The 17195-nt window shown below is 72.7% G+C and carries 17 protein-coding genes; 5 read left to right on the top strand and 12 right to left on the bottom strand.

What is annotated here, in order from left to right; genetic code table 11:
* Nucleotide 1: 1 nt before the first annotated feature.
* From cysD to AB0C62_RS22925, 10 genes are all read right to left on the bottom strand, one after another.
* Complete coding sequence (cysD, locus tag AB0C62_RS22970; protein WP_164375023.1) at nt 2–940, bottom strand: sulfate adenylyltransferase subunit CysD; 939 nt, start codon at nt 938–940, stop codon at nt 2–4.
* Nucleotides 937–1545 (bottom strand): adenylyl-sulfate kinase, encoded by a 609-nt coding sequence (gene cysC / locus AB0C62_RS22965; RefSeq protein WP_362975880.1) that lies wholly within the window; start codon nt 1543–1545, stop codon nt 937–939. Before cysC ends, cysD begins: the two co-directional genes overlap by 4 nt.
* The gene (locus AB0C62_RS22960) at nt 1542–2261 is read right to left on the bottom strand and encodes a phosphoadenylyl-sulfate reductase (RefSeq protein WP_362975878.1); all 720 of its coding nucleotides are present in this window, start codon (nt 2259–2261) and stop codon (nt 1542–1544) included. The genes cysC and AB0C62_RS22960 overlap by 4 nt, the downstream gene beginning before the upstream one ends.
* Complete coding sequence (locus tag AB0C62_RS22955) at nt 2258–2437, bottom strand: hypothetical protein (protein WP_081220004.1); 180 nt, start codon at nt 2435–2437, stop codon at nt 2258–2260. The genes AB0C62_RS22960 and AB0C62_RS22955 overlap by 4 nt, the downstream gene beginning before the upstream one ends.
* Nucleotides 2434–4128 (bottom strand): nitrite/sulfite reductase, encoded by a 1695-nt coding sequence (locus tag AB0C62_RS22950; RefSeq protein ID WP_362975876.1) that lies wholly within the window; start codon nt 4126–4128, stop codon nt 2434–2436. Before AB0C62_RS22950 ends, AB0C62_RS22955 begins: the two co-directional genes overlap by 4 nt.
* A gap of 136 nt (nt 4129–4264) precedes the next feature.
* Nucleotides 4265–4348: a putative leader peptide gene (locus AB0C62_RS22945; protein ID WP_309486338.1), complete on the bottom strand. Its 84-nt coding sequence runs from the start codon at nt 4346–4348 to the stop codon at nt 4265–4267.
* 146 nt (nt 4349–4494) lie between these two features.
* Nucleotides 4495–5067 (bottom strand): GNAT family N-acetyltransferase, encoded by a 573-nt coding sequence (locus AB0C62_RS22940; protein WP_362975874.1) that lies wholly within the window; start codon nt 5065–5067, stop codon nt 4495–4497.
* A gap of 100 nt (nt 5068–5167) precedes the next feature.
* A complete protein-coding gene (locus tag AB0C62_RS22935; protein WP_362975872.1) occupies nt 5168–6517 on the bottom strand; it encodes a hypothetical protein in 1350 nt (449 codons plus the stop codon).
* A 218-nt stretch (nt 6518–6735) separates the two neighbouring features.
* Nucleotides 6736–7881, bottom strand: a complete 1146-nt coding sequence (locus AB0C62_RS22930) for a GAF domain-containing protein (protein WP_362975980.1) — start codon at nt 7879–7881, stop codon at nt 6736–6738.
* Nucleotides 7882–8286: 405 nt separating this feature from the next.
* Complete coding sequence (locus AB0C62_RS22925; RefSeq protein ID WP_362975870.1) at nt 8287–9921, bottom strand: acyl-CoA dehydrogenase family protein; 1635 nt, start codon at nt 9919–9921, stop codon at nt 8287–8289.
* Nucleotides 9922–9938: 17 nt separating this feature from the next.
* On the opposite strand from AB0C62_RS22925, the gene AB0C62_RS22920 reads away from it, so the two are divergent.
* A complete protein-coding gene (locus AB0C62_RS22920; RefSeq protein WP_362975868.1) occupies nt 9939–11126 on the top strand; it encodes a YihY/virulence factor BrkB family protein in 1188 nt (395 codons plus the stop codon).
* A gap of 12 nt (nt 11127–11138) precedes the next feature.
* Here the strand turns inward: AB0C62_RS22920 and AB0C62_RS22915 are convergent, their stop codons facing one another.
* Nucleotides 11139–11972, bottom strand: coding sequence for an NmrA family NAD(P)-binding protein (locus AB0C62_RS22915; protein ID WP_362975866.1), 834 nt, complete (start codon nt 11970–11972; stop codon nt 11139–11141).
* A gap of 103 nt (nt 11973–12075) precedes the next feature.
* Here AB0C62_RS22915 and AB0C62_RS22910 point away from each other — a divergent pair, with 103 nt between their 5' ends.
* Together AB0C62_RS22910 and AB0C62_RS22905 are read left to right on the top strand one after the other, a co-directional pair.
* Nucleotides 12076–13047: an AraC family transcriptional regulator gene (locus tag AB0C62_RS22910; RefSeq protein WP_362975864.1), complete on the top strand. Its 972-nt coding sequence runs from the start codon at nt 12076–12078 to the stop codon at nt 13045–13047.
* 10 nt (nt 13048–13057) lie between these two features.
* Complete coding sequence (locus tag AB0C62_RS22905; RefSeq protein ID WP_362975862.1) at nt 13058–13813, top strand: helix-turn-helix transcriptional regulator; 756 nt, start codon at nt 13058–13060, stop codon at nt 13811–13813.
* A 9-nt stretch (nt 13814–13822) separates the two neighbouring features.
* Here AB0C62_RS22905 and AB0C62_RS22900 read toward each other — a convergent pair whose 3' ends face one another.
* Nucleotides 13823–14236, bottom strand: a complete 414-nt coding sequence (locus AB0C62_RS22900) for a VOC family protein (protein ID WP_362975860.1) — start codon at nt 14234–14236, stop codon at nt 13823–13825.
* A gap of 291 nt (nt 14237–14527) precedes the next feature.
* Here AB0C62_RS22900 and AB0C62_RS22895 point away from each other — a divergent pair, with 291 nt between their 5' ends.
* Together AB0C62_RS22895 and AB0C62_RS22890 are read left to right on the top strand one after the other, a co-directional pair.
* Complete coding sequence (locus tag AB0C62_RS22895) at nt 14528–15205, top strand: ThuA domain-containing protein (RefSeq protein ID WP_362975858.1); 678 nt, start codon at nt 14528–14530, stop codon at nt 15203–15205.
* A gap of 90 nt (nt 15206–15295) precedes the next feature.
* Nucleotides 15296–17014, top strand: coding sequence for a carboxylesterase family protein (locus AB0C62_RS22890; protein WP_362975856.1), 1719 nt, complete (start codon nt 15296–15298; stop codon nt 17012–17014).
* Nucleotides 17015–17195: the final 181 nt, after the last annotated feature.

The raw sequence follows: 17195 nt of genomic DNA, 5'->3' as shown, positions 1-17195 counted from the left end.
TCTAGAAGTACCCCTCGCGCTTGCGGTCTTCCATCGCGGCCTCGGACATCTTGTCGTCGGCGCGGGTGGCACCGCGCTCGGTGAGGCGGGACGCGGCGATCTCGGCGATGACGGCGTCCAGGGTGGTCGCCTCGGAGTCGACGGCGCCGGTGCAGGACATGTCGCCGACGGTGCGGTAGCGGACGAGCCGCCTCTCGACCGTCTCGCCGTCCTTCGGACCGCCCCACTCACCGGCGGTCAGCCACATGTTGGACCGCTGGAAGACGTCCCGCTCGTGCGCGAAGTAGATGTCCGGCAGCTCGATGCCCTCGCGGGCGATGTACTGCCAGACGTCCAGCTCCGTCCAGTTGGACAGCGGGAAGACGCGGACGTGCTCGCCGGGCGCGTGGCGGCCGTTGTACAGCTGCCACAGCTCGGGGCGCTGGCGGCGGGGGTCCCACTGGGAGAACTCGTCACGCAGCGAGAACACCCGCTCCTTGGCCCGGGCCTTCTCCTCGTCGCGGCGCCCGCCGCCGAAGACGGCGTCGAAGCGCTCCGCCTGGATCTTCTCGGTCAGGGGGAGGGTCTGCAGCGGGTTGCGGGTGCCGTCGGGGCGTTCGCGCAGCACACCGCGGTCGATGTAGTCCTGCACGGAGGCGACGTGGAGCCGCAGCCCGTGCTCCTCCACCGTTCGGTCGCGGTAGGCGAGGACCTCGGGGAAGTTGTGCCCGGTGTCCACGTGCAGCAGCGTGAAGGGGATCGCGGCGGGCGCGAACGCCTTCAGCGCGAGGTGCAGCATGACGATGGAGTCCTTGCCGCCGGAGAAGAGGATCACCGGCCGCTCGAACTCGCCCGCGACCTCGCGGAAGATGTGCACGGCCTCGGACTCCAGGGCGTCCAGGTGCGACAGCGCGTACGGGCTGCTGTCCGTGTCCCCGGTGACACTGGCGACGGTCGTCATGCGAGACCCCTCTCGGTGAGCAGCGCGTGCAGCGCGGCCGCGGACTCCTGCACGGTCTGGGTGTGCGACGCGATGCGCAGATCGGGCGACTCGGGCTCCTCGTAAGGGTCGTCGACGCCGGTCAGGCCCGAGATCTCACCCGCGGCCTGCTGGGCGTACAGCCCCTTCACGTCACGCACCGAGCAGACCTCGACCGGTGTCGCCACGTGCACCTCCAGGTAGGGGGTGCCGCCGTCCTGGTGACGTCCCCGGACCGCGTCTCGGCTGTCCGCGTAGGGGGCGATCACCGGCACGAGCGCCTTGACGCCGTTGCGCGCCAGCAGTTCGGCGAGGTAGCCGATCCGCCGGACGTTCGTGTCGCGGTCCGCGCGGGAGAAACCGAGGCCCGCGGAGAGGAACTCGCGGACCTCGTCGCCGTCGAGCACCTCGACGCGGTGGCCCTCCTCGCGCAGCCGGCCGGCCAGTTCGTACGCGATGGTGGTCTTGCCGGCGCTCGGCAGACCCGTGAGCCAGACGGTGGCTCCGGTCGTCACTTGCTGCTCCTGGGAGTTCGTGGGGTCCGCGGCGGGCGCGGCCGTGTCGGTTGCCGTCGTCGTCGGCGTCATCCGTGCAGCCCGCACTCTGTCTTCGAGCGGCCCGCCCAGCGGCCCGCGCGCGCGTCCTCGCCCGCCAGCACCCGGCGGGTGCAGGGCGCGCAGCCGACGGAGGCGTAGCCGTCCGTCAGCAGGGGGTTGGTGAGGACCCCGTGCTCCGCGACGTACGCGTCGACGTCGTCCTGCGTCCAGCGGGCGATGGGCGCGATCTTGACCTTGCGGCGCTTCTCGTCCCAGCCGACGACCGGGGTGTTCGCCCGGGTCGGGGACTCGTCGCGGCGCAGCCCGGTCGCCCAGGCGTCGTAGGCGGTCAGGCCCTCTTCGAGCGGCTGGACCTTGCGCATCGCGCAGCACAGGTCCGGGTCGCGGTCGTGCAGCTTCGGCCCGAACTCGGCGTCCTGCTCGGCGACCGTGCGGCGCGGGGTGAGCGTGATGACATTGACGTCCATCACGGCCTCGACGGCGTCCCGGGTGCCGATGGTCTCGGGGAAGTGGTAGCCGGTGTCGAGGAACACCACGTCGACGCGGCCCTCGCCGGTGAACGCGCGGGAGGCCAGATGGGCCACCACCGCGTCCTCCATCGAGGAGGTGACGCAGAACTTCCCGCCGAAGGTGTCCGTGGCCCAGCGGAGGATCTCCAGGGCGGAGGCGTCCTCCAGGTCGCGCCCCGCCCGCTCGGCGAGGTTCTTCAAGTCCTCTTCCGTGCGCTCTTCCTGAAGTGCCGTCATATCTCCGCCCCTCCACGGTCGTCCTGCCGAAGGCCCCGGGACAGCAGCCCGAGGAACTTCAGCTGGAAGGCCCGGTTGCACGCCGCGCATTCCCACGCGCCGTGACCCTCTTCGCTGGGCCGCAGGTCCTCGTCCCCGCAGTAGGGGCAGTAGAACGGCGCTGCTCGCTCGCTCATGACAGCGCCTCCTCGGAGGCACGCGAGGCCCAGACGGCGAAGCGCTCGCCGTCCTCGCGCTCCGCCTGGAAGCGCTTGAGGACCCGCTCGATGTAGTCCGGCAGTTCGTCCGAGGTGACCTTCAGGCCACGGACCTTGCGGCCGAAGCCGGCCTCCAGGCCGAGCGCGCCGCCCAGGTGCACCTGGAAGCCCTCGACCTGCTCGCCCCGCTCGTCGAGGACCAACTGGCCCTTGAGGCCGATGTCCGCGACCTGGATGCGGGCGCAGGCGTTCGGGCAGCCGTTGATGTTGATGGTGATGGGTTCTTCGAACTCGGGGATGCGGCGCTCGAGTTCGTCGATCAGGGAAGCTCCGCGCGCCTTGGTCTCGACGATCGCGAGCTTGCAGTACTCGATGCCGGTGCAGGCCATCGTGCCGCGCCGGAAGGTGGAGGGACGGACCGTCAGGTCGAGTGCCTCCAGGCCCTCGACGAGCGAGTCGATCCGCGTCTCGTCCACGTCGAGCACGATCATCTTCTGCTCGACCGTGGTGCGCAGCCGGCCCGAGCCGTGCGCCTCGGCCAGTTCGGCGATCTTGGTCAGCGTCGCGCCGTCCACCCGGCCGACGCGCGGCGCGAAGCCGACGTAGAAGAGGCCGTCCTTCTGGCGGTGCACGCCGACATGGTCGCGCCAGCGGGCGACGGGCTGGGCGGGGGCGGGCCCGTCGACGAGCTTCCGCTCCAGGTAGTCGTCCTCCAGGATCCGGCGGAACTTCTCCACACCCCAGTCGGCGACCAGGAACTTCAGGCGGGCGCGGGTGCGCAGCCGGCGGTAGCCGTAGTCACGGAAGATCGAGATGACGCCCTCGTAGACGTCCGCGACCTCGTCCAGCGGGACCCAGGCGCCGAGGCGCTGGCCGATCTTCGGGTTGGTGGAGAGGCCGCCGCCGACCCACAGGTCGAAGCCGGGTCCGTGCTCGGGGTGGTGCACGCCCACGAAGGCGATGTCGTTGATCTCGTGCGCCACGTCGAGCAGCGGCGAGCCGGAGATCGCCGACTTGAACTTGCGGGGCAGGTTCGAGAAGTCCTTGTTGCCGATGATCCGGCGGTGGATCTCCTCGACGGCGGGTGTGCCGTCGATGATCTCGTCCTCGGCGATGCCGGCGACGGGCGAACCGAGGATGACGCGGGGCGTGTCACCGCAGGCCTCGGTCGTGGACAGACCCACGGCCTCCAGACGGTCCCAGATCTCCGGGACGTCCTCGATGCGGATCCAGTGGTACTGCACGTTCTGCCGGTCTGTGAGGTCGGCGGTGCCGCGCGCGAACTCCTGCGAGATCTCGCCGATGACACGCAGCTGGTCCGTGGTCAGCCGGCCGCCGTCGATCCGGACGCGCAGCATGAAGTACTTGTCGTCCAGCTCCTCCGGCTCCAGGATCGCGGTCTTGCCGCCGTCGATCCCGGGCTTGCGCTGGGTGTAGAGACCCCACCAGCGCATCCGGCCGCGCAGGTCGTTGGGGTCGATCGAGTCGAAGCCCCGCTTGGAATAGATCGTCTCAATGCGTGTCCGCACATTGAGACCGTCGTCGTCCTTCTTGAACTGCTCGTTCCCGTTGAGCGGGGTGAAGTGACCCACGGCCCACTGACCCTCACCACGGTGACGGCTCACCTTGCGGCGGGGCGCGGCGTCGGGATTCTGCGGGGTGGCGGCCATGGCTGTTACGTCCTTCGAGACTGCGGGACAGGTCTGTCTGCGGCTCTGACCTGCGCGCACGGGCGCATACGGGGGTATGGGCGCGATGCTGCGCGGGGAGTGCAGAAAGGGAGGGAAGTCGGCGTCGCTGTGCTGATCAGCTCGCCGGACAGATGGCGCTGGACATGCGGCCGAGGTCGACGTGCCGCCGACTCACCAAGGCAATCCCAGTTCCAGACATGACGGAAGCGTGTCACGCGGATCTCGGGCCAGTCCACCATCATCCAGAATGTGGACACCCTTGTCCCGCATGGCGAGACAAGGGTGTCGCCGGTCACAGAACCGGGTTCGCGCGCGTGCGCGGGGCGGCGAGATGAGGAGCGCGGCTCAGGGGGTGTGGGCTCCGGGCCACGGGCCCGGGGTGGCCACCTCGCGCTCCTCCTCGACCTTGGTGTCGAAGAGCTTGAAGCCGCGGCGCAGGTAGTTGTCCATCGCGTGCTCGCCGTCCTTGCTGCAGGTGTGCAGCCAGACGCGCTTCGTCCCGGCCAGCCCGGGCCACCGCTCGGCCAGGTCCCAGGCGCGCGCGGTCCCGTGGGACAGCAGGTGCCCGCCGATGCGGCGGCCGCGGAAGGCGGGGAGGAGTCCGAAGTAGGCGACCTCGACGATCCCGTCGTCCTGCGCGCTCAGCTCGACGTAGCCCGCCGGGGTCCCCCGGTCGTAGGCGACCCAGGTCTCCACGCCCGGCTTGTCGAGGACCTCCTGCCACTGCGCGTACGTCCAGGAGAGCCGGTCGGTCCAGCGGATGTCGCCGCCGACGGACGCGTACAGGAAGCGGCTGAACTCGGGGGAGGGGACCTCGGCGCGGACGATGCGGACGTCGCCGTCGGGGGCGATCGCGGGGAGCAGGTCGGTCGGTGCCGTCTGCTCCAGGGACCAGGTGGTCACGCTGACGTTGCTCATGCCGGTCAGGGAACCACGAGCGCGGGCGCCCCTCCAAAAAGCGGTCCCGGTAGGACCGGACCGGGCCCGCCGCCGACCGTTCGGCGGTCCCACCGCTGCGTTACTCGAGCGACTTGTCGACCGACGAGAGCGGCACCGCGTACAGCACCCGCCGAGCCGCCGTGTCCGTGAGGGTCCACAGTTCGCCGGTCTGCGGCCAGTAGGAGAGGGCCCCGGGGCCGAGACCCCAGCAGGCGTGCGACTGGTCCGCGGTGCAGGTGGCCGCCTGGGCGCCGTCCCCGTTCTGCCGCCACAGCGAACCGTGCTGGCCGCCGTTCCCGGACGGCCGGCCCACGTACCACCGGGCCTCGCGCGCACCCGCGGACCGGTGCGAGAGGACGCCGGACACGCCGGTGCCCTTGGTCGTGTAGGCCTCGACCGCGTCCACGTGTCCCTGGGCGTCGGCGAGCAGCCCCGTGCGGTACGCGGCGGTGCTGAACGGATAACGCCAGACGCGGGTCCGCTCCGCGCGGCCGGCGGCGGCCTCCGTGGCCACCAGGCTCGCCGGTGTGGTCGTACGGTCCAGGGAGAGCGAGCCGAAACAGGGGACCGCCCGGTCGCGGCCGCGCGTACAGGAACCGCCCTCCGGGTCGTACGAGCCGATGGCGGGCATCACGTACCGGTAGCCGGCGGCCGAGTAGCCGTCTCCGGTCCGGCCCACGGCGGTGCCGTGCACCCCGGTGCGCAGCACGCGGTGCAGATCGAAGACGAGAAGGCCCGCGCCGTGCGCCGCGGTGACGATCAGCTTGTCCTGGTACCAGACCATGCCGCCGAGGCCCGAGCGGACCGCGGTGAAGTCCTTGCCGCCGGAGCGCGGGGCGACCAGCAGGACCCATCGGTACCGGAGCGCCTCCGGGTCGGTGGCGTCGACGAAGGCGACCTTGGCGAAGCCCTCGCGCCGGGACGCCGGGGTGGTGTCTCCGCCACGGTGGGTCCAGCCCGCGAGGATCACCCGGCGGGTGCCCCACTGTCCGGTGACGTCGGCGTCCCCGGAGGTGGTCACGGAGCGTGGCTGCCACCGCCCGGTCCGCGCGTCCGCGCGGTCCCAGCAGTACGCGCGCGTGGCCGTCGGTTCGACGGGCAGCGCGGACCGTTCGGTCGCGGAGCAGTCGGCGGTGTTGCGCAGGGCGTGGTCGGTGTCGTCCAGGACGCCCTCGACGCCGACGTTGCCGCCCATGGTCCCGCTGAGCGTGTCGAGCGACTCCCGTGAGGTCAGGTTCTCGTGCAGACCCAGTTGCTGGGAGGCCGAGCCGGTCCGGAGTTCGGTGAGGCCGCCCGGGCTGTTGCCGCCGGTGGCCTGCGAGGTGCTGATCAGGGTGGCGGCCGCGGTGAGTGCGAGCGCGGTTCCGGCAAGGGTGGCGCGCAGCGCCTGACCCCTTCTGCGACGACGGTGCCTGCCGCGCTGCTTCATGCGTCCTCCCGATTAGGCCAACTGCCTCCCCCGCCGAGGGCGTTGACGGAGAGACGGGTGGGGTGGCCTGTGAAGGGGATGCTACGACAGAGACCCCCGGGCCAGGACAAAGTCCACGGAAGACGCTCACTAAATACGCTCACGTCATACCCTTCGTCCGTATCGCCGGGGACGGACGGCCTGCCCGTCCCCGTCATCCGTCCGCCGCGGCCCCGCTCTCAGGACCGTGCCGGTTCGGCCGCCGACCGGGCTCCGAGCACCGCCGGAGCCGTCGAGTGCGGCAGCAGGTCCAGCGGGTCCTCGGGCAGCAGGACCCCGACCTCCACCTCCTCGCGGAAGCGGTAGGGCCGGTGGTCGAGGAGCCCGGTGAGCCGACGCCGTACACGGGACAGCTCGGCACGGACGGTGACCGTGCGGGTCGGGTCGCCGAACAGGTCGACCGCGAGCTGCGCCGCGCTGCGCCCCTGCCGGTGCACGGCGAGGACGTACAGCAGCTCCGCGTGGCGCGGGCTGAGGTCCTGGGACCAACTGCCCGCCGAGCCCGAGACGGTGACGCAGGGCCGCCGCGGGTCGGCGAGGTCGAGGTGGATCCGGGCGGCGCCGTCGTGGTCCTCGGTCCCGGTGACGCGCAGCAGCCAGCCGCCCGGCATCGGCTCGGCGACGCACGTCCCGAGCGTCGGCAGCCAGGTCCGGCCGGCGCCGAAGTCGTCCGGCAGCGGGACCCGGTCGACGGGCGGCATCCCGGTGACGGCGGCGAGCCAGCCGTGGGTGTCCACCACCATCGCCCGGCCGGACAGCCGCGACAGCAGGGGGGCCGCGACCGCGCGTAACCGCTCGATGGCCGTCAGATGCCGGGTGCGCAGTTCACTTTCGGCCAGTCGCGTCACCGTGTCGACCAGGGCGAGCGTGGCCGGGTGGAAGGTGGTGTCCGGGCCGCTCACGTCGACCACACCGAGCAGCCGTCCGTCCCGCGGGTCGTGGACGGGGGCCGCGGCGCACGTCCACTCGTGCAGGGCGCGGACGAAGTGCTCGGCCGCGTGCACCTGCACCGGTGCGTCCACCGACAGGGCCGTGCCGATGGCGTTGGTGCCGGTGGTGTCCTCGCTCCAGTCGGCCCCTTCGGCCAGGCAGACGGCGTCGGCGCGGCGCAGCACGCCCGCGTTGCCCTCCCGCCACAGCACCCGGCCCTCGGGGTCCGCGACCACCATGATCTGCAGGGAGGCGTCGACGACCGCTCCGAGCCCGGCGCTGAGCGTCGGGAGCACATCGGCGAGGACGGTGGACGTCCGCCGGTGTTCGAGTTCGTCCGACTGCAACCGCACGCTGTCCGTTCCCTGTTCGGGATGGATGCCCAGACGTCTCATCCGCTGCCACGACTGGCCGATCACCGGCCGGGGAGCGATCAGCGCGCGTGCGCCCTTGACCGGCGACGCCCAGCTCCCCCGGAGCGGGGCGGACGTTTCGGACGCGTCGAGCGGTGCGAACGGGGTGGGACGGATCGATGTGGTCTTCACAGGGCACTCCCGGAACGAGGACCGCGGACGAGCCACGACGCCGCCGTCCCCCCACATCGTGCCTGCTCTCGGCCCGGTCCGCGCGGACTTCGCACAAGGTGCACAAAGGAATGCAACGGTCTGCAACTCTCGCCAACGGTCACAAGGTTCCCTGAAACTGACAACGACGCCGCCTGAGCGGCGTCCCGCTCCTGAACGGGGCCAAGGCGGGGGTGGTGCCGTGTCGGCGCAGCACCACCCCCGCGTCGGGACCCGTCAGGCCACCGGCCGGGCCCGCTCCACCACCGTGGCCAGATCCAGACTGTGCGGCAGCGTGCCGAACGCCGAACCCCAGTCCCCGCCCAGCCGTGACGCGCAGAACGCGTCCGCGACCTCCGGCGGCGCGTAGCGCACCAGCAGCGAACCCTGCAGCACCGTCGCGATCCGCTCGACGAGCCGGCGGGCCCGGCCCTCGATGCCGTCCAGGTCGGCGAGTTCGGCCAGCAGGTTCTTGATGGCGCCGTCCAGCCGGTGGTCGGCGCCGCGCGCCTGTCCCACCTCGCGCAGATACGCGTCCAGCGCCCCCGGCTCCCGCTGCAGCGCGCGCAGCACGTCCAGCGCCTGCACATTGCCCGCGCCCTCCCAGACGGAGTTGAGGGGGGACTCGCGCAACAGCCTCGGCATGCCCGACTCCTCGACGTAGCCGTTGCCGCCCAGACACTCCAGGGCCTCCGCCGCGACCGGCGTACACCGCTTGGTCACCCAGTACTTGGCGGCCGGCACCGCGAGCCGCAGGAACGCCCGCTCCTGCTCGCTGTCGTCGTCGTACGCCGCGGCCAGCCGCATCGCCAGCGTGGTGGCCGCCTCCGACTCCAGTGCCAGGTCCGCGAGGACGTTGCGCATCAGCGGCTTGTCGACGAGCCGGCCGCCGAACGCCTCTCGGTACGTGCAGTGGTGGACCGCCTGCGCGACGGCCTGCCGCATCAGCGCGGCCGAACCGAGCACACAGTCCAGCCGGGTCGCCGCGACCATCTCGATGATGGTCCGCACCCCGCGCCCCTCCTCGCCCACCCGACGCGCCCACGTCCCGTCGAACTCGACCTCGCTCGACGCGTTGGAACGGTTGCCGAGCTTGTCCTTGAGCCGCTGGATACGGAAGACGTTGCGGGTGTCGTCCTCCAGGACGCGCGGCACCAGGAAGCAGGTCAGCCCACCCGGCGCCTGCGCCAGCACGAGGAAGCCGTCCGACATCGGCGCCGAACAGAACCACTTGTGCCCGGTCAGCCCGTACGTCCCCTCCTCGGCGAGCGGTCGCGCCTCGGTCGTGTTGGCCCGTACGTCGCTGCCGCCCTGCTTCTCGGTCATGCCCATACCGAAGATCACGCCGGGCTTCCGGGAGGCGGGGCGCAGCTCCTGGTCGTAGATCGTGGACGTCAGTCGCGGCTCCCACTCGGCGGCGAGCGCCGGATCGGTGCGCAGCGCAGGGACGGCCGCGTGGGTCATCGACAGCGGGCAGCCGTTGCCCGCCTCGGCCTGCGCCCAGACGACGAAGCCCGCCGCGCGCCGCAGATGCCCGCCGGGCCGGTTCCACGCGGAGGTGAGGCCCGCCGACACGCCCTTGCCGAGGAGCCGGTGCCAGGCCGGGTGGAAGTCGACCTGGTCGATCCGGTTGCCGTAGCGGTCGTGGGTGCGCAGCTTGGGCGGGTTCTCGTTCGCCAGCGCACCCCACTCCTGCACCTGGGCGGAACCGGAGGACCGGCCGAGCGCGGACAGTTCGTCGCGGGCCTCGTCGAGAAGCCCTGGATCGAGGTGCCGGTCGACCGCCTCGGTGAGGGCCCGGTCGGCGGCGAATACGTCATATCCGACCAGGGGCGGAGCCTGGTTGGTCACGGTGTGGGTGCTGGCTGCCATACGGATACGGTAAGGACGTGCACCAGGCAAAAGAAACACCTGAACGGCCCCGCCCGGGCCGCTTCCACCGCGCACGCGCGCTGTACCGGAACGTTTCGAAGCGCAGGACCGCCTGGCTGCTGCTCAAGGACACCGTCAACTCGTGCATGGAGTACCGGATCCTGGGACTGGCGGCCGAGGCCGCCTTCTTCACGCTCCTCTCCGTGCCGCCGCTGCTGCTCAGCATGATCGGGCTGCTCGGTTACGTGGACGACTGGACGGGCGCCGACACCATCGCCAGCCTGGAGTCCAACCTGCTGGAGGCGTCCCGCACGGTTCTCACCGAGAAGGGCGTGCACCAGATCGCCGAGCCGATCCTGCACGACGTGATGAAGGGCGGCCGGCCGGACATCATCTCGCTCGGCTTCCTGTTCGCCCTGTGGTCGGGCTCGCGCGCGGTGAACGTCTTCATCGACACCATCACCGTGATGTACGGCCTCGACGGCACCCGCGGGATCGTGAAGACCCGGGTCATGTCGTTCCTGCTGTTCATCGTGGCGCTGCTGATCGGTTCGGTCGCGCTGCCGCTGATGGTGGCGGGACCGGACGCCGTGGTGAACTTCGTGCCGTGGTCGACGACCGTCGTCCAGGTCCTGTACTGGCCCGTCGTCATCGTGCTGTCGGTCGTCTTCCTGACCACGCTCTACCACGTGTCCGTGCCCGTCCGGTCACCGTGGGTGGAGGACGTGCCCGGCGCCCTGGTCGCGCTCGCCATGTGGGTGCTCGGCAGTTTCCTGCTCCGTATCTACCTCACCAACACCGTCGAGGGCCCCACGATCTACGGCTCGCTGGCCGCGCCGGTCGCCGTCCTGCTGTGGATCGGTGTGTCCGCGTTCGCCGTCCTCGTCGGCGCGGCCGTGAACGCCGCGATCGACCGGGTCTGGCCGGCCGCCGCCACCGCCGCCGCTCGTGCCGCCAACGAGCGGATGCGCGAGGCCCAGGCCGCCCAGTACGTGGCCCGCGTCGCCGCGACCCGCTCGTACGACTCCGACTACGACGCCGATCCCGACGACCCCGACATGCCCTCCGAGTTCCCGGAACGCTGGTCGCGCTTCCTGCCCCCGGAGGACGTGACCTCCCGCCTGCGCACCCACACCAGGAACACCCACCACGCCCACCGCCCCGAGAAGGACGGCGAGGAGCACCCCCCGCACGACACCCCCTGAGCCCCGCGTCCGTCAGGCCTTCCACGTCCCGCCCGCGGCGGCCTCCCGCGCGAACTCCGTGAAATCCCGCGGCGCCCGCCCGAGGACCTCCCGGACACCGTCCGACAGGTGGGAGTTCCGGCCGTCGAGCAGGCTCCCGAACAGGTCCACGAGGAACGCGACCTCCTCGGCGGGCACCCCGAACCCCGCGAGGACCTCGCCGTACTCCCGTGCCGACACCGGGGTGTACGTCATCGCCTCGCCCGTGGCCGCGGAGATCTCCGCGACCGCCTCCCGGAACGTCAGCAGCCGCGGCCCCGAGACCTCCACCTCCCGGCCGGCGAACCGCTCGCCCCCGGTCAGCACCGCCACCACGACGTCCGCGATGTCCCGGACGTCCACGAACGGCTCCCGCACCTCACCGGCCGGGAAGACCAGCTCCCCCTGGCGCAGCCCCTCCACCAGCGGACCCTCGCTGAAGTTCTGCGCGAACCACGCCGCCCGTACGACCGTCCAGTGCGCGCCGGACGACCTGAGCGCCTCCTCCGTCGCCGCGGCCTGCTCCTCGCCCCGTGACGACAGCAGCACCAGCCGCCGCACACCGAGCCCCACCGCCTCCCGGGCCAGCGCGCCGACCGCCTCCGTGGCGGCCGGCGAGCCCACGTCCGTGGGATGCGCCAGGTATGCCGCGGCGGCGCCCGCGAGCGCCCCGGCCCAGGTCGACGGCTCGTCCCAGTCGAAGCCCGTAGCGCGCGACCCGGGCCGGACCGTCAGTCCGGCCGCCCGCGCGGCCGCCGCGACCCGGCTCCCGGTCCGTCCCGTCGCGCCTGTCACCAACACCGTCATGTTCCGCGTGTTCTCCGTCATGCCTCCGAGTCAACTGCCGCGCCGGGCACGGAACCATCGCCGAGCGGCTCGTTCCCATAAGCGGACGTCCACGGCGTCCACCCGGTCCGTCTACGCTGGCGCCATGGACGCTCGCCCGGGCTCGAACCCGCTGACGCGGGGGGACCCCCTTGCCGGCCTGCTGGAGGGTCCCCGCGCACGGGGCGCCTTCATGATCCGCGCGTGCTTCGACCCGCCCTGGTCGCTGCGCGTCGAGGACCGCGCCCCGCTGACGATCATGCTCGTGGTCCGCGGCGACGCCTGGGTCGTACCGGAGCGCGGCGAGCGCGTCCGGCTGCACGCCGGTGACCTCGCCATCGCCCGCGGCCCCGACCCGTACGTCTGCGCCGACGACCCCGACACCCCCACGCAGGCCGTGATCCTTCCGGGCGGCGAGTGCTCCTACCCCGACGGGCGCTCGCTCAGCGGCCACTGGGACCTCGGGGTGCGGACCTGGGGCGACCGGCTCGACGGCTCCACGGTGCTGCTCATCGGCACGTACCTGATGCGGGGCGAGGTCGACGGCCGGCTGCTGGACGCCCTGCCGCCGTTGCTGTCCCTCACCTCCGACGTGTGGGAGTGCCCGCTCACCTCGATCCTCGCGGACGAGATGGTGCGCGACGAACCCGGCCAGGAGGTCGTCCTCGACCGACTGCTCGACCTCCTGATGATCGCCGCCCTGCGGGCCTGGTTCTCCCGCCCTGAGGCCGCCGCCCCCGCCTGGTACCAGGCCCTCGCGGACCCCGTCGTGGGCCGCGTCCTACGGCTCGTGCGGGACGATCCGGCGCACCCCTGGACGGTCGCGACGCTCGCCGCCAAGGCCGGTGTCTCGCGCGCCGCCCTGGCCAGACGCTTCAGCGAACTCGTCGGGGAGCCCCCGATGACCTACCTGACCGGGCGGCGGCTCGCCCTGGCCGCCGACCGGCTCCGCGAGAGCGACGACACCCTGGAGACGATCGCCCGCCACGTGGGCTACGGCAGCGCCTTCGCCCTCTCCAGCGCCTTCAAGCGGGTGTACGGCGTCAGCCCGCAGGAACACCGGACGGGCGCGGCGTAGCCTGGCACCCATGTACGCGGAACGGGCCTCCCGGCTGCCGGGCGCGGTCGTGTGGAGCCGCGTCCCGAGCCCTCCCGCTCCGGGCCGGGAGAACGGGCGCGAGGAGCCGGGCGCCGGCCCCGGGGACCCGCCCGCGGCCTCCGTCGCGGCCGTTCTGCCGGACGGCTGCATGGACCTGCTGTGGACCGAGGGCCGCCTGCTGGTGGCCGGTCCCGACACCGGCCCCTACGTCCCGGACGAGGTGCCGTCCGGCGGCGGCTGGGCGGGCGTCCGCTTCTTCCCGGGCACCGCACCCACCTACCTGGGCGTTCCGGCTGACGAACTCCGCGACCGACGCGTGGAGTTGACCGACCTGTGGCCGGCCACCGAGGTGCGTCGCCTCGCCGCGCGGATCGACGCGGCCACCGATCCCGTGACCGCGCTCGAAGATGTCGCCCTGCGCCGGGCGGCCGACACCGAGGAGCCCGACCCGGTGCTCCTGGAGGTCGTGGCAGCCTTGGACGAAGGGCGCCCGGTCGCCCGGACGGCGGACGAACTTGGCCTGGGAGCACGGCAGTTGCACCGACGGTCCCTCACGGCTTTCGGGTACGGACCCAAGACCCTGGCCCGCGTCCTGCGTCTGCAACGCGCCCTCGCCCTGGCCCGCGACGGCGTGCCCTTCGCGGAGACGGCGTTCCGCGCCGGATTCGCCGACCAGGCCCATCTGGCCCGTGACGTAAGGGAGTTGGCGGGCGCGACGCTCGGTGAACTGGTCGCCCACCGGTAGTCGCCGGGACTACTGCGCGGGCGTCCGGGTCCCGGGCAGCGGAGCGAACAGGTCCACGCCGTTTCCGTCCGGGTCGTGCACGACGGCGTACCGCATGCCCCAGAAGGCGTCCCAGGGCTTCAGTTCGCCGTGCTGGCCGGCGCCGACCAGCTCGTCGTACACCGAGTCGACCTCGGCCGGGTCGTCGCAGCGGAAGGCGAGCGACACCCGGCCCCCGCCGGACGGTGGCCGCCACCCCGGGTGGAAGGACCGGATGGTCTCCTCCGTGTCCAGCGCGAGACGCAGCCCGCCGGGCAGCCCGGCCTCGACGTGCGGCTCGGCCTCGGCACCCGCGGGGAAGTCGAGCCCGAGGAGACGGTAGAAGGTGAGAGAGGCGGCCATGTCGGAGACGACGAGGCCGATCACATCGAATCGAGGAGTCATACGGCCACGGTAGGCGGACCCGGGAGAGCGGGTCTTGTAGGAATCGGACAGGGCGGAGCGCCGTGTGGGGCCGCTCGCGCCGGGCGAGGAGCGGGGCTCACCCCGCCCCGGAGCCCCGGGGGGTGAGCCCCGCTCCGACAGGGGGAGGTGCGGGCCGGGCGCCCTCCCGGCCGGCGGCAGAAGCGTTGTCCGGCGGGGACACCCCGGCCGCCCCGGGTGGGACGGCTGCCGCCGCGGGGGCACAGGTCCGACGGCCCCCGCCCCGGTCGGGGCCGCCACTAGGCTCCGGTCATGACCTTCCGCGTCCTCGTGTACACCCGTACCGCCGACTACCGGCACGACTCCATTCCGGCCGGGACCGCCGCCATACGGGCCCTCGGGGAGGCGTACGGGTTCGCCGTCGACGTCACCGAGGACCCCGCCGTCCTCGAAGCGCCCCTCGACGCGTACGCGGCGGTCGTCTTCCTGTCGACCAGCGGCGACGTGCTGACGCCGCCCGGGCGCGACCGGCTCGCGGCCTACGTGGACGAGGGCGGCGGGTTCGTCGGGGTGCACGCCGCCGCCTGCACCGAGTACGACTGGCCGTACTACGGAGAACTGCTCGGCGCCCGCTTCGACCGGCACCCGGACCTTCAGCCGGGCCGCGCCGTCGTCGAGGACCACGGCCACCCGGCCACCCGACACCTACCTCCCGCCTGGGAGTTCACGGACGAGTGGTACGACTTCCGTGCCAGTCCGCGCAGTTCGGTACGCGTCCTCGTCTCCGCCGACGAATCCTCCTACGAGGGCGGGGGGATGGGCGACGACCACCCCCTGGCGTGGTGCAGGACCCAGGGCGCGGGCCGCGTCTTCTACACCGCCCTCGGACACACCGCGCAGGCCTACGACGACGAGGACTTCCGCCGCCACCTCCTCGGCGGCATCACCTGGGCCGCGGCGGCGACCGGGGCCGACCCGGCGACGCGCTGACCGGGGCCGTACCGCGATATCGGCCGAACGGGGACGTCCGCAGGAATACCGGGACGTGATGTGATGCTCTGATCTTTACGACTCGCGACGATGAGGAGCTGGTCCCGGATGGCGGTGGACGCGGTGGAATCGGCGGAGACGAAGGACCCGGTGGTCGCCACCCCGCACGGAAGGGTGCGCGGCCGCTACGAGAACGGCATCGCGGTCTTCCGGGGCATCCCCTACGCGGCTCCGCCCTTCGGCCCCCACCGCTTCCGCCCGCCCGTGCCGCCCGAGCCGTGGGACGGCGTGCGGGACGCGGGCGCGTTCGGCCCGACGCCGCCGAAACCGCCGTACTCCGAGGCGTTCGGGCGGCTGCTGTCCGACCCCAGCGTGCCCGGCGACGACTGCCTCAACCTCAACGTGTGGACACCGGCCCCGGATCCCGCCGCCCGTCTCCCCGTCATGGTGTGGATCCACGGCGGCGCCCTCACGCGCGGCTCCTCCGCGGTGCCGGTCTACGACGGACGCGCGTTCGCCCGGGACGGCGTCGTCTTCGTGTCCATCAACTACCGCCTGGGAGTGGAGGGTTACGGCCTCTTCCCGGACGCCCCCGCCAACCCCGGACTGCGCGACCAACTGGCCGCGCTGGAGTGGGTGCGCGCGTCCGTCGGCGCGTTCGGCGGCGACCCCGACCGGGTGACCGTCTTCGGCGAGTCCGCGGGGGCCATCAGCATCGGTGCGCTGCTCGCGAGCCCGCGGGCCCAGGGGCTCTTCCACCGGGCCGTCCTGCAGAGCGGCCCGCCCGAGGCGAGCGACCGCGACAAGGTGCGCCGGATGGTGCGCAGGATGGCAACCCGGCTGAAGATCCCGGCGACGGCCGAGGCGTTCGCCGCCGTCGACCGCGACCTTCTCCTGCGCACCCAGGCCGAGGTGGGCCGGCTCAGCAGCCCCGTCCTCGGCGGTCCCGCCTTCGGTATCGTCGTCGACGGCGACCTCGTCCCCCGCGACCCGCTGGAGGCCCTCGTCGAGGGCGCCGCGCCGGACGTCGGCCTCCTCCTCGGCTGGACCCGCGACGAGTACCGGCTGTGGCTCGTGCCGGGCGGCCTCCTGGAACGTGTGGACCGCCTCGGCCCGGTCGCCCTGGCCGGCGCGATGGCCCGCTGCCACTGCGGCCACGAGGTCCCCCGCGGTTACCGCGCCCTCCACCCGGACGCGGGCACCGCCGACCTCGTCGGCCAGATGGTCACCGACCACGTCCTGCGGGTCCCGCTGCACCGCCTCGCCGACGCCCGCGACGGCCGCCCCACCGCCGCGCTCGACGCGGACGCCCGAGGCGTCCCGCGGGCTCCGGCGTACGTCTACGAGTTCGCCTGGCCGTCCAACGTGCCGGACCTCGGCGCCTGCCACGCCCTGGAACTGGGCTTCGTCTTCGACACCCCCGACGTGCCCGAGTCGGAGAGGCTCGCGGGCGAGGGAGCCCCGCAGGAGCTGGCGGACGCCATGCACGGCGCGTGGGTACGGTTCGCGGTCGACGGCGATCCGGGGTGGGACGCCTGGGACAGTTCGCACCCGGTCCGGATCTTCGGCGCCGGCGACCCGCACACCGTGCACGGCCCGCGCGACCGCGAACTCGCCCTGTGGGAGGAGGAGGCGGCGCGTCCCACCGCACCCACGGCCGATCCGGCGGACGGGTCCCCCGAACCCGGAACGCCGGCACACCGGACGTTCGAGACGACGACCCGCATAGCGGCACCCCTGTCCGTCGTCCGCCGCTTCCGCAGGCCAGGCGCGCGGGGCACCCCGGACGGCGGCACCGGGCGCCCGTGAGCACTGGGGCGCTGCGGGCCGTGCTGGTGCACGGCAGCGGCACCGGGCGCTCGTGAGGTGTTGCGGGCTGGAGGACGGCAGCGGTACCGGGCGCCCGTGAGGGTGGGTGTTGCGGGCCGTGCTGGTGGGTGGCCGGGGTCGGGAGGGTTGTACGGACGCGTGCGGGCTTCCTCGCACCGAC

The organism is Streptomyces sp. NPDC048643, assembly GCF_040650615.1.
Lineage (GTDB): Bacteria > Actinomycetota > Actinomycetes > Streptomycetales > Streptomycetaceae > Streptomyces.
Note: the sequence above shows the minus strand (reverse complement) of the source record. Positions and strands in the feature narration are given on the sequence as shown.

Excerpts from the sequence above, each read along its gene's own strand:
- cysD (WP_164375023.1), bottom strand. The coding sequence starts at position 940 with ATGACGACCGTCGCCAGTGTCACCGGGGACACGGACAGCAGCCCGTAC.
- cysC (WP_362975880.1), bottom strand. The coding sequence starts at position 1,545 with ATGACGCCGACGACGACGGCAACCGACACGGCCGCGCCCGCCGCGGAC.
- AB0C62_RS22960 (WP_362975878.1), bottom strand. The coding sequence starts at position 2,261 with ATGACGGCACTTCAGGAAGAGCGCACGGAAGAGGACTTGAAGAACCTC.
- AB0C62_RS22955 (WP_081220004.1), bottom strand. The coding sequence starts at position 2,437 with ATGAGCGAGCGAGCAGCGCCGTTCTACTGCCCCTACTGCGGGGACGAG.
- AB0C62_RS22950 (WP_362975876.1), bottom strand. The coding sequence starts at position 4,128 with ATGGCCGCCACCCCGCAGAATCCCGACGCCGCGCCCCGCCGCAAGGTG.
- AB0C62_RS22945 (WP_309486338.1), bottom strand. The coding sequence starts at position 4,348 with ATGTCTGGAACTGGGATTGCCTTGGTGAGTCGGCGGCACGTCGACCTC.
- AB0C62_RS22940 (WP_362975874.1), bottom strand. The coding sequence starts at position 5,067 with ATGAGCAACGTCAGCGTGACCACCTGGTCCCTGGAGCAGACGGCACCG.
- AB0C62_RS22935 (WP_362975872.1), bottom strand. The coding sequence starts at position 6,517 with ATGAAGCAGCGCGGCAGGCACCGTCGTCGCAGAAGGGGTCAGGCGCTG.
- AB0C62_RS22930 (WP_362975980.1), bottom strand. The coding sequence starts at position 7,881 with ATGAGACGTCTGGGCATCCATCCCGAACAGGGAACGGACAGCGTGCGG.
- AB0C62_RS22925 (WP_362975870.1), bottom strand. The coding sequence starts at position 9,921 with ATGGCAGCCAGCACCCACACCGTGACCAACCAGGCTCCGCCCCTGGTC.
- AB0C62_RS22915 (WP_362975866.1), bottom strand. The coding sequence starts at position 11,972 with ATGACGGAGAACACGCGGAACATGACGGTGTTGGTGACAGGCGCGACG.
- AB0C62_RS22910 (WP_362975864.1), top strand. The coding sequence starts at position 12,076 with ATGGACGCTCGCCCGGGCTCGAACCCGCTGACGCGGGGGGACCCCCTT.
- AB0C62_RS22905 (WP_362975862.1), top strand. The coding sequence starts at position 13,058 with ATGTACGCGGAACGGGCCTCCCGGCTGCCGGGCGCGGTCGTGTGGAGC.
- AB0C62_RS22900 (WP_362975860.1), bottom strand. The coding sequence starts at position 14,236 with ATGACTCCTCGATTCGATGTGATCGGCCTCGTCGTCTCCGACATGGCC.
- AB0C62_RS22895 (WP_362975858.1), top strand. The coding sequence starts at position 14,528 with ATGACCTTCCGCGTCCTCGTGTACACCCGTACCGCCGACTACCGGCAC.
- AB0C62_RS22890 (WP_362975856.1), top strand. The coding sequence starts at position 15,296 with ATGAGGAGCTGGTCCCGGATGGCGGTGGACGCGGTGGAATCGGCGGAG.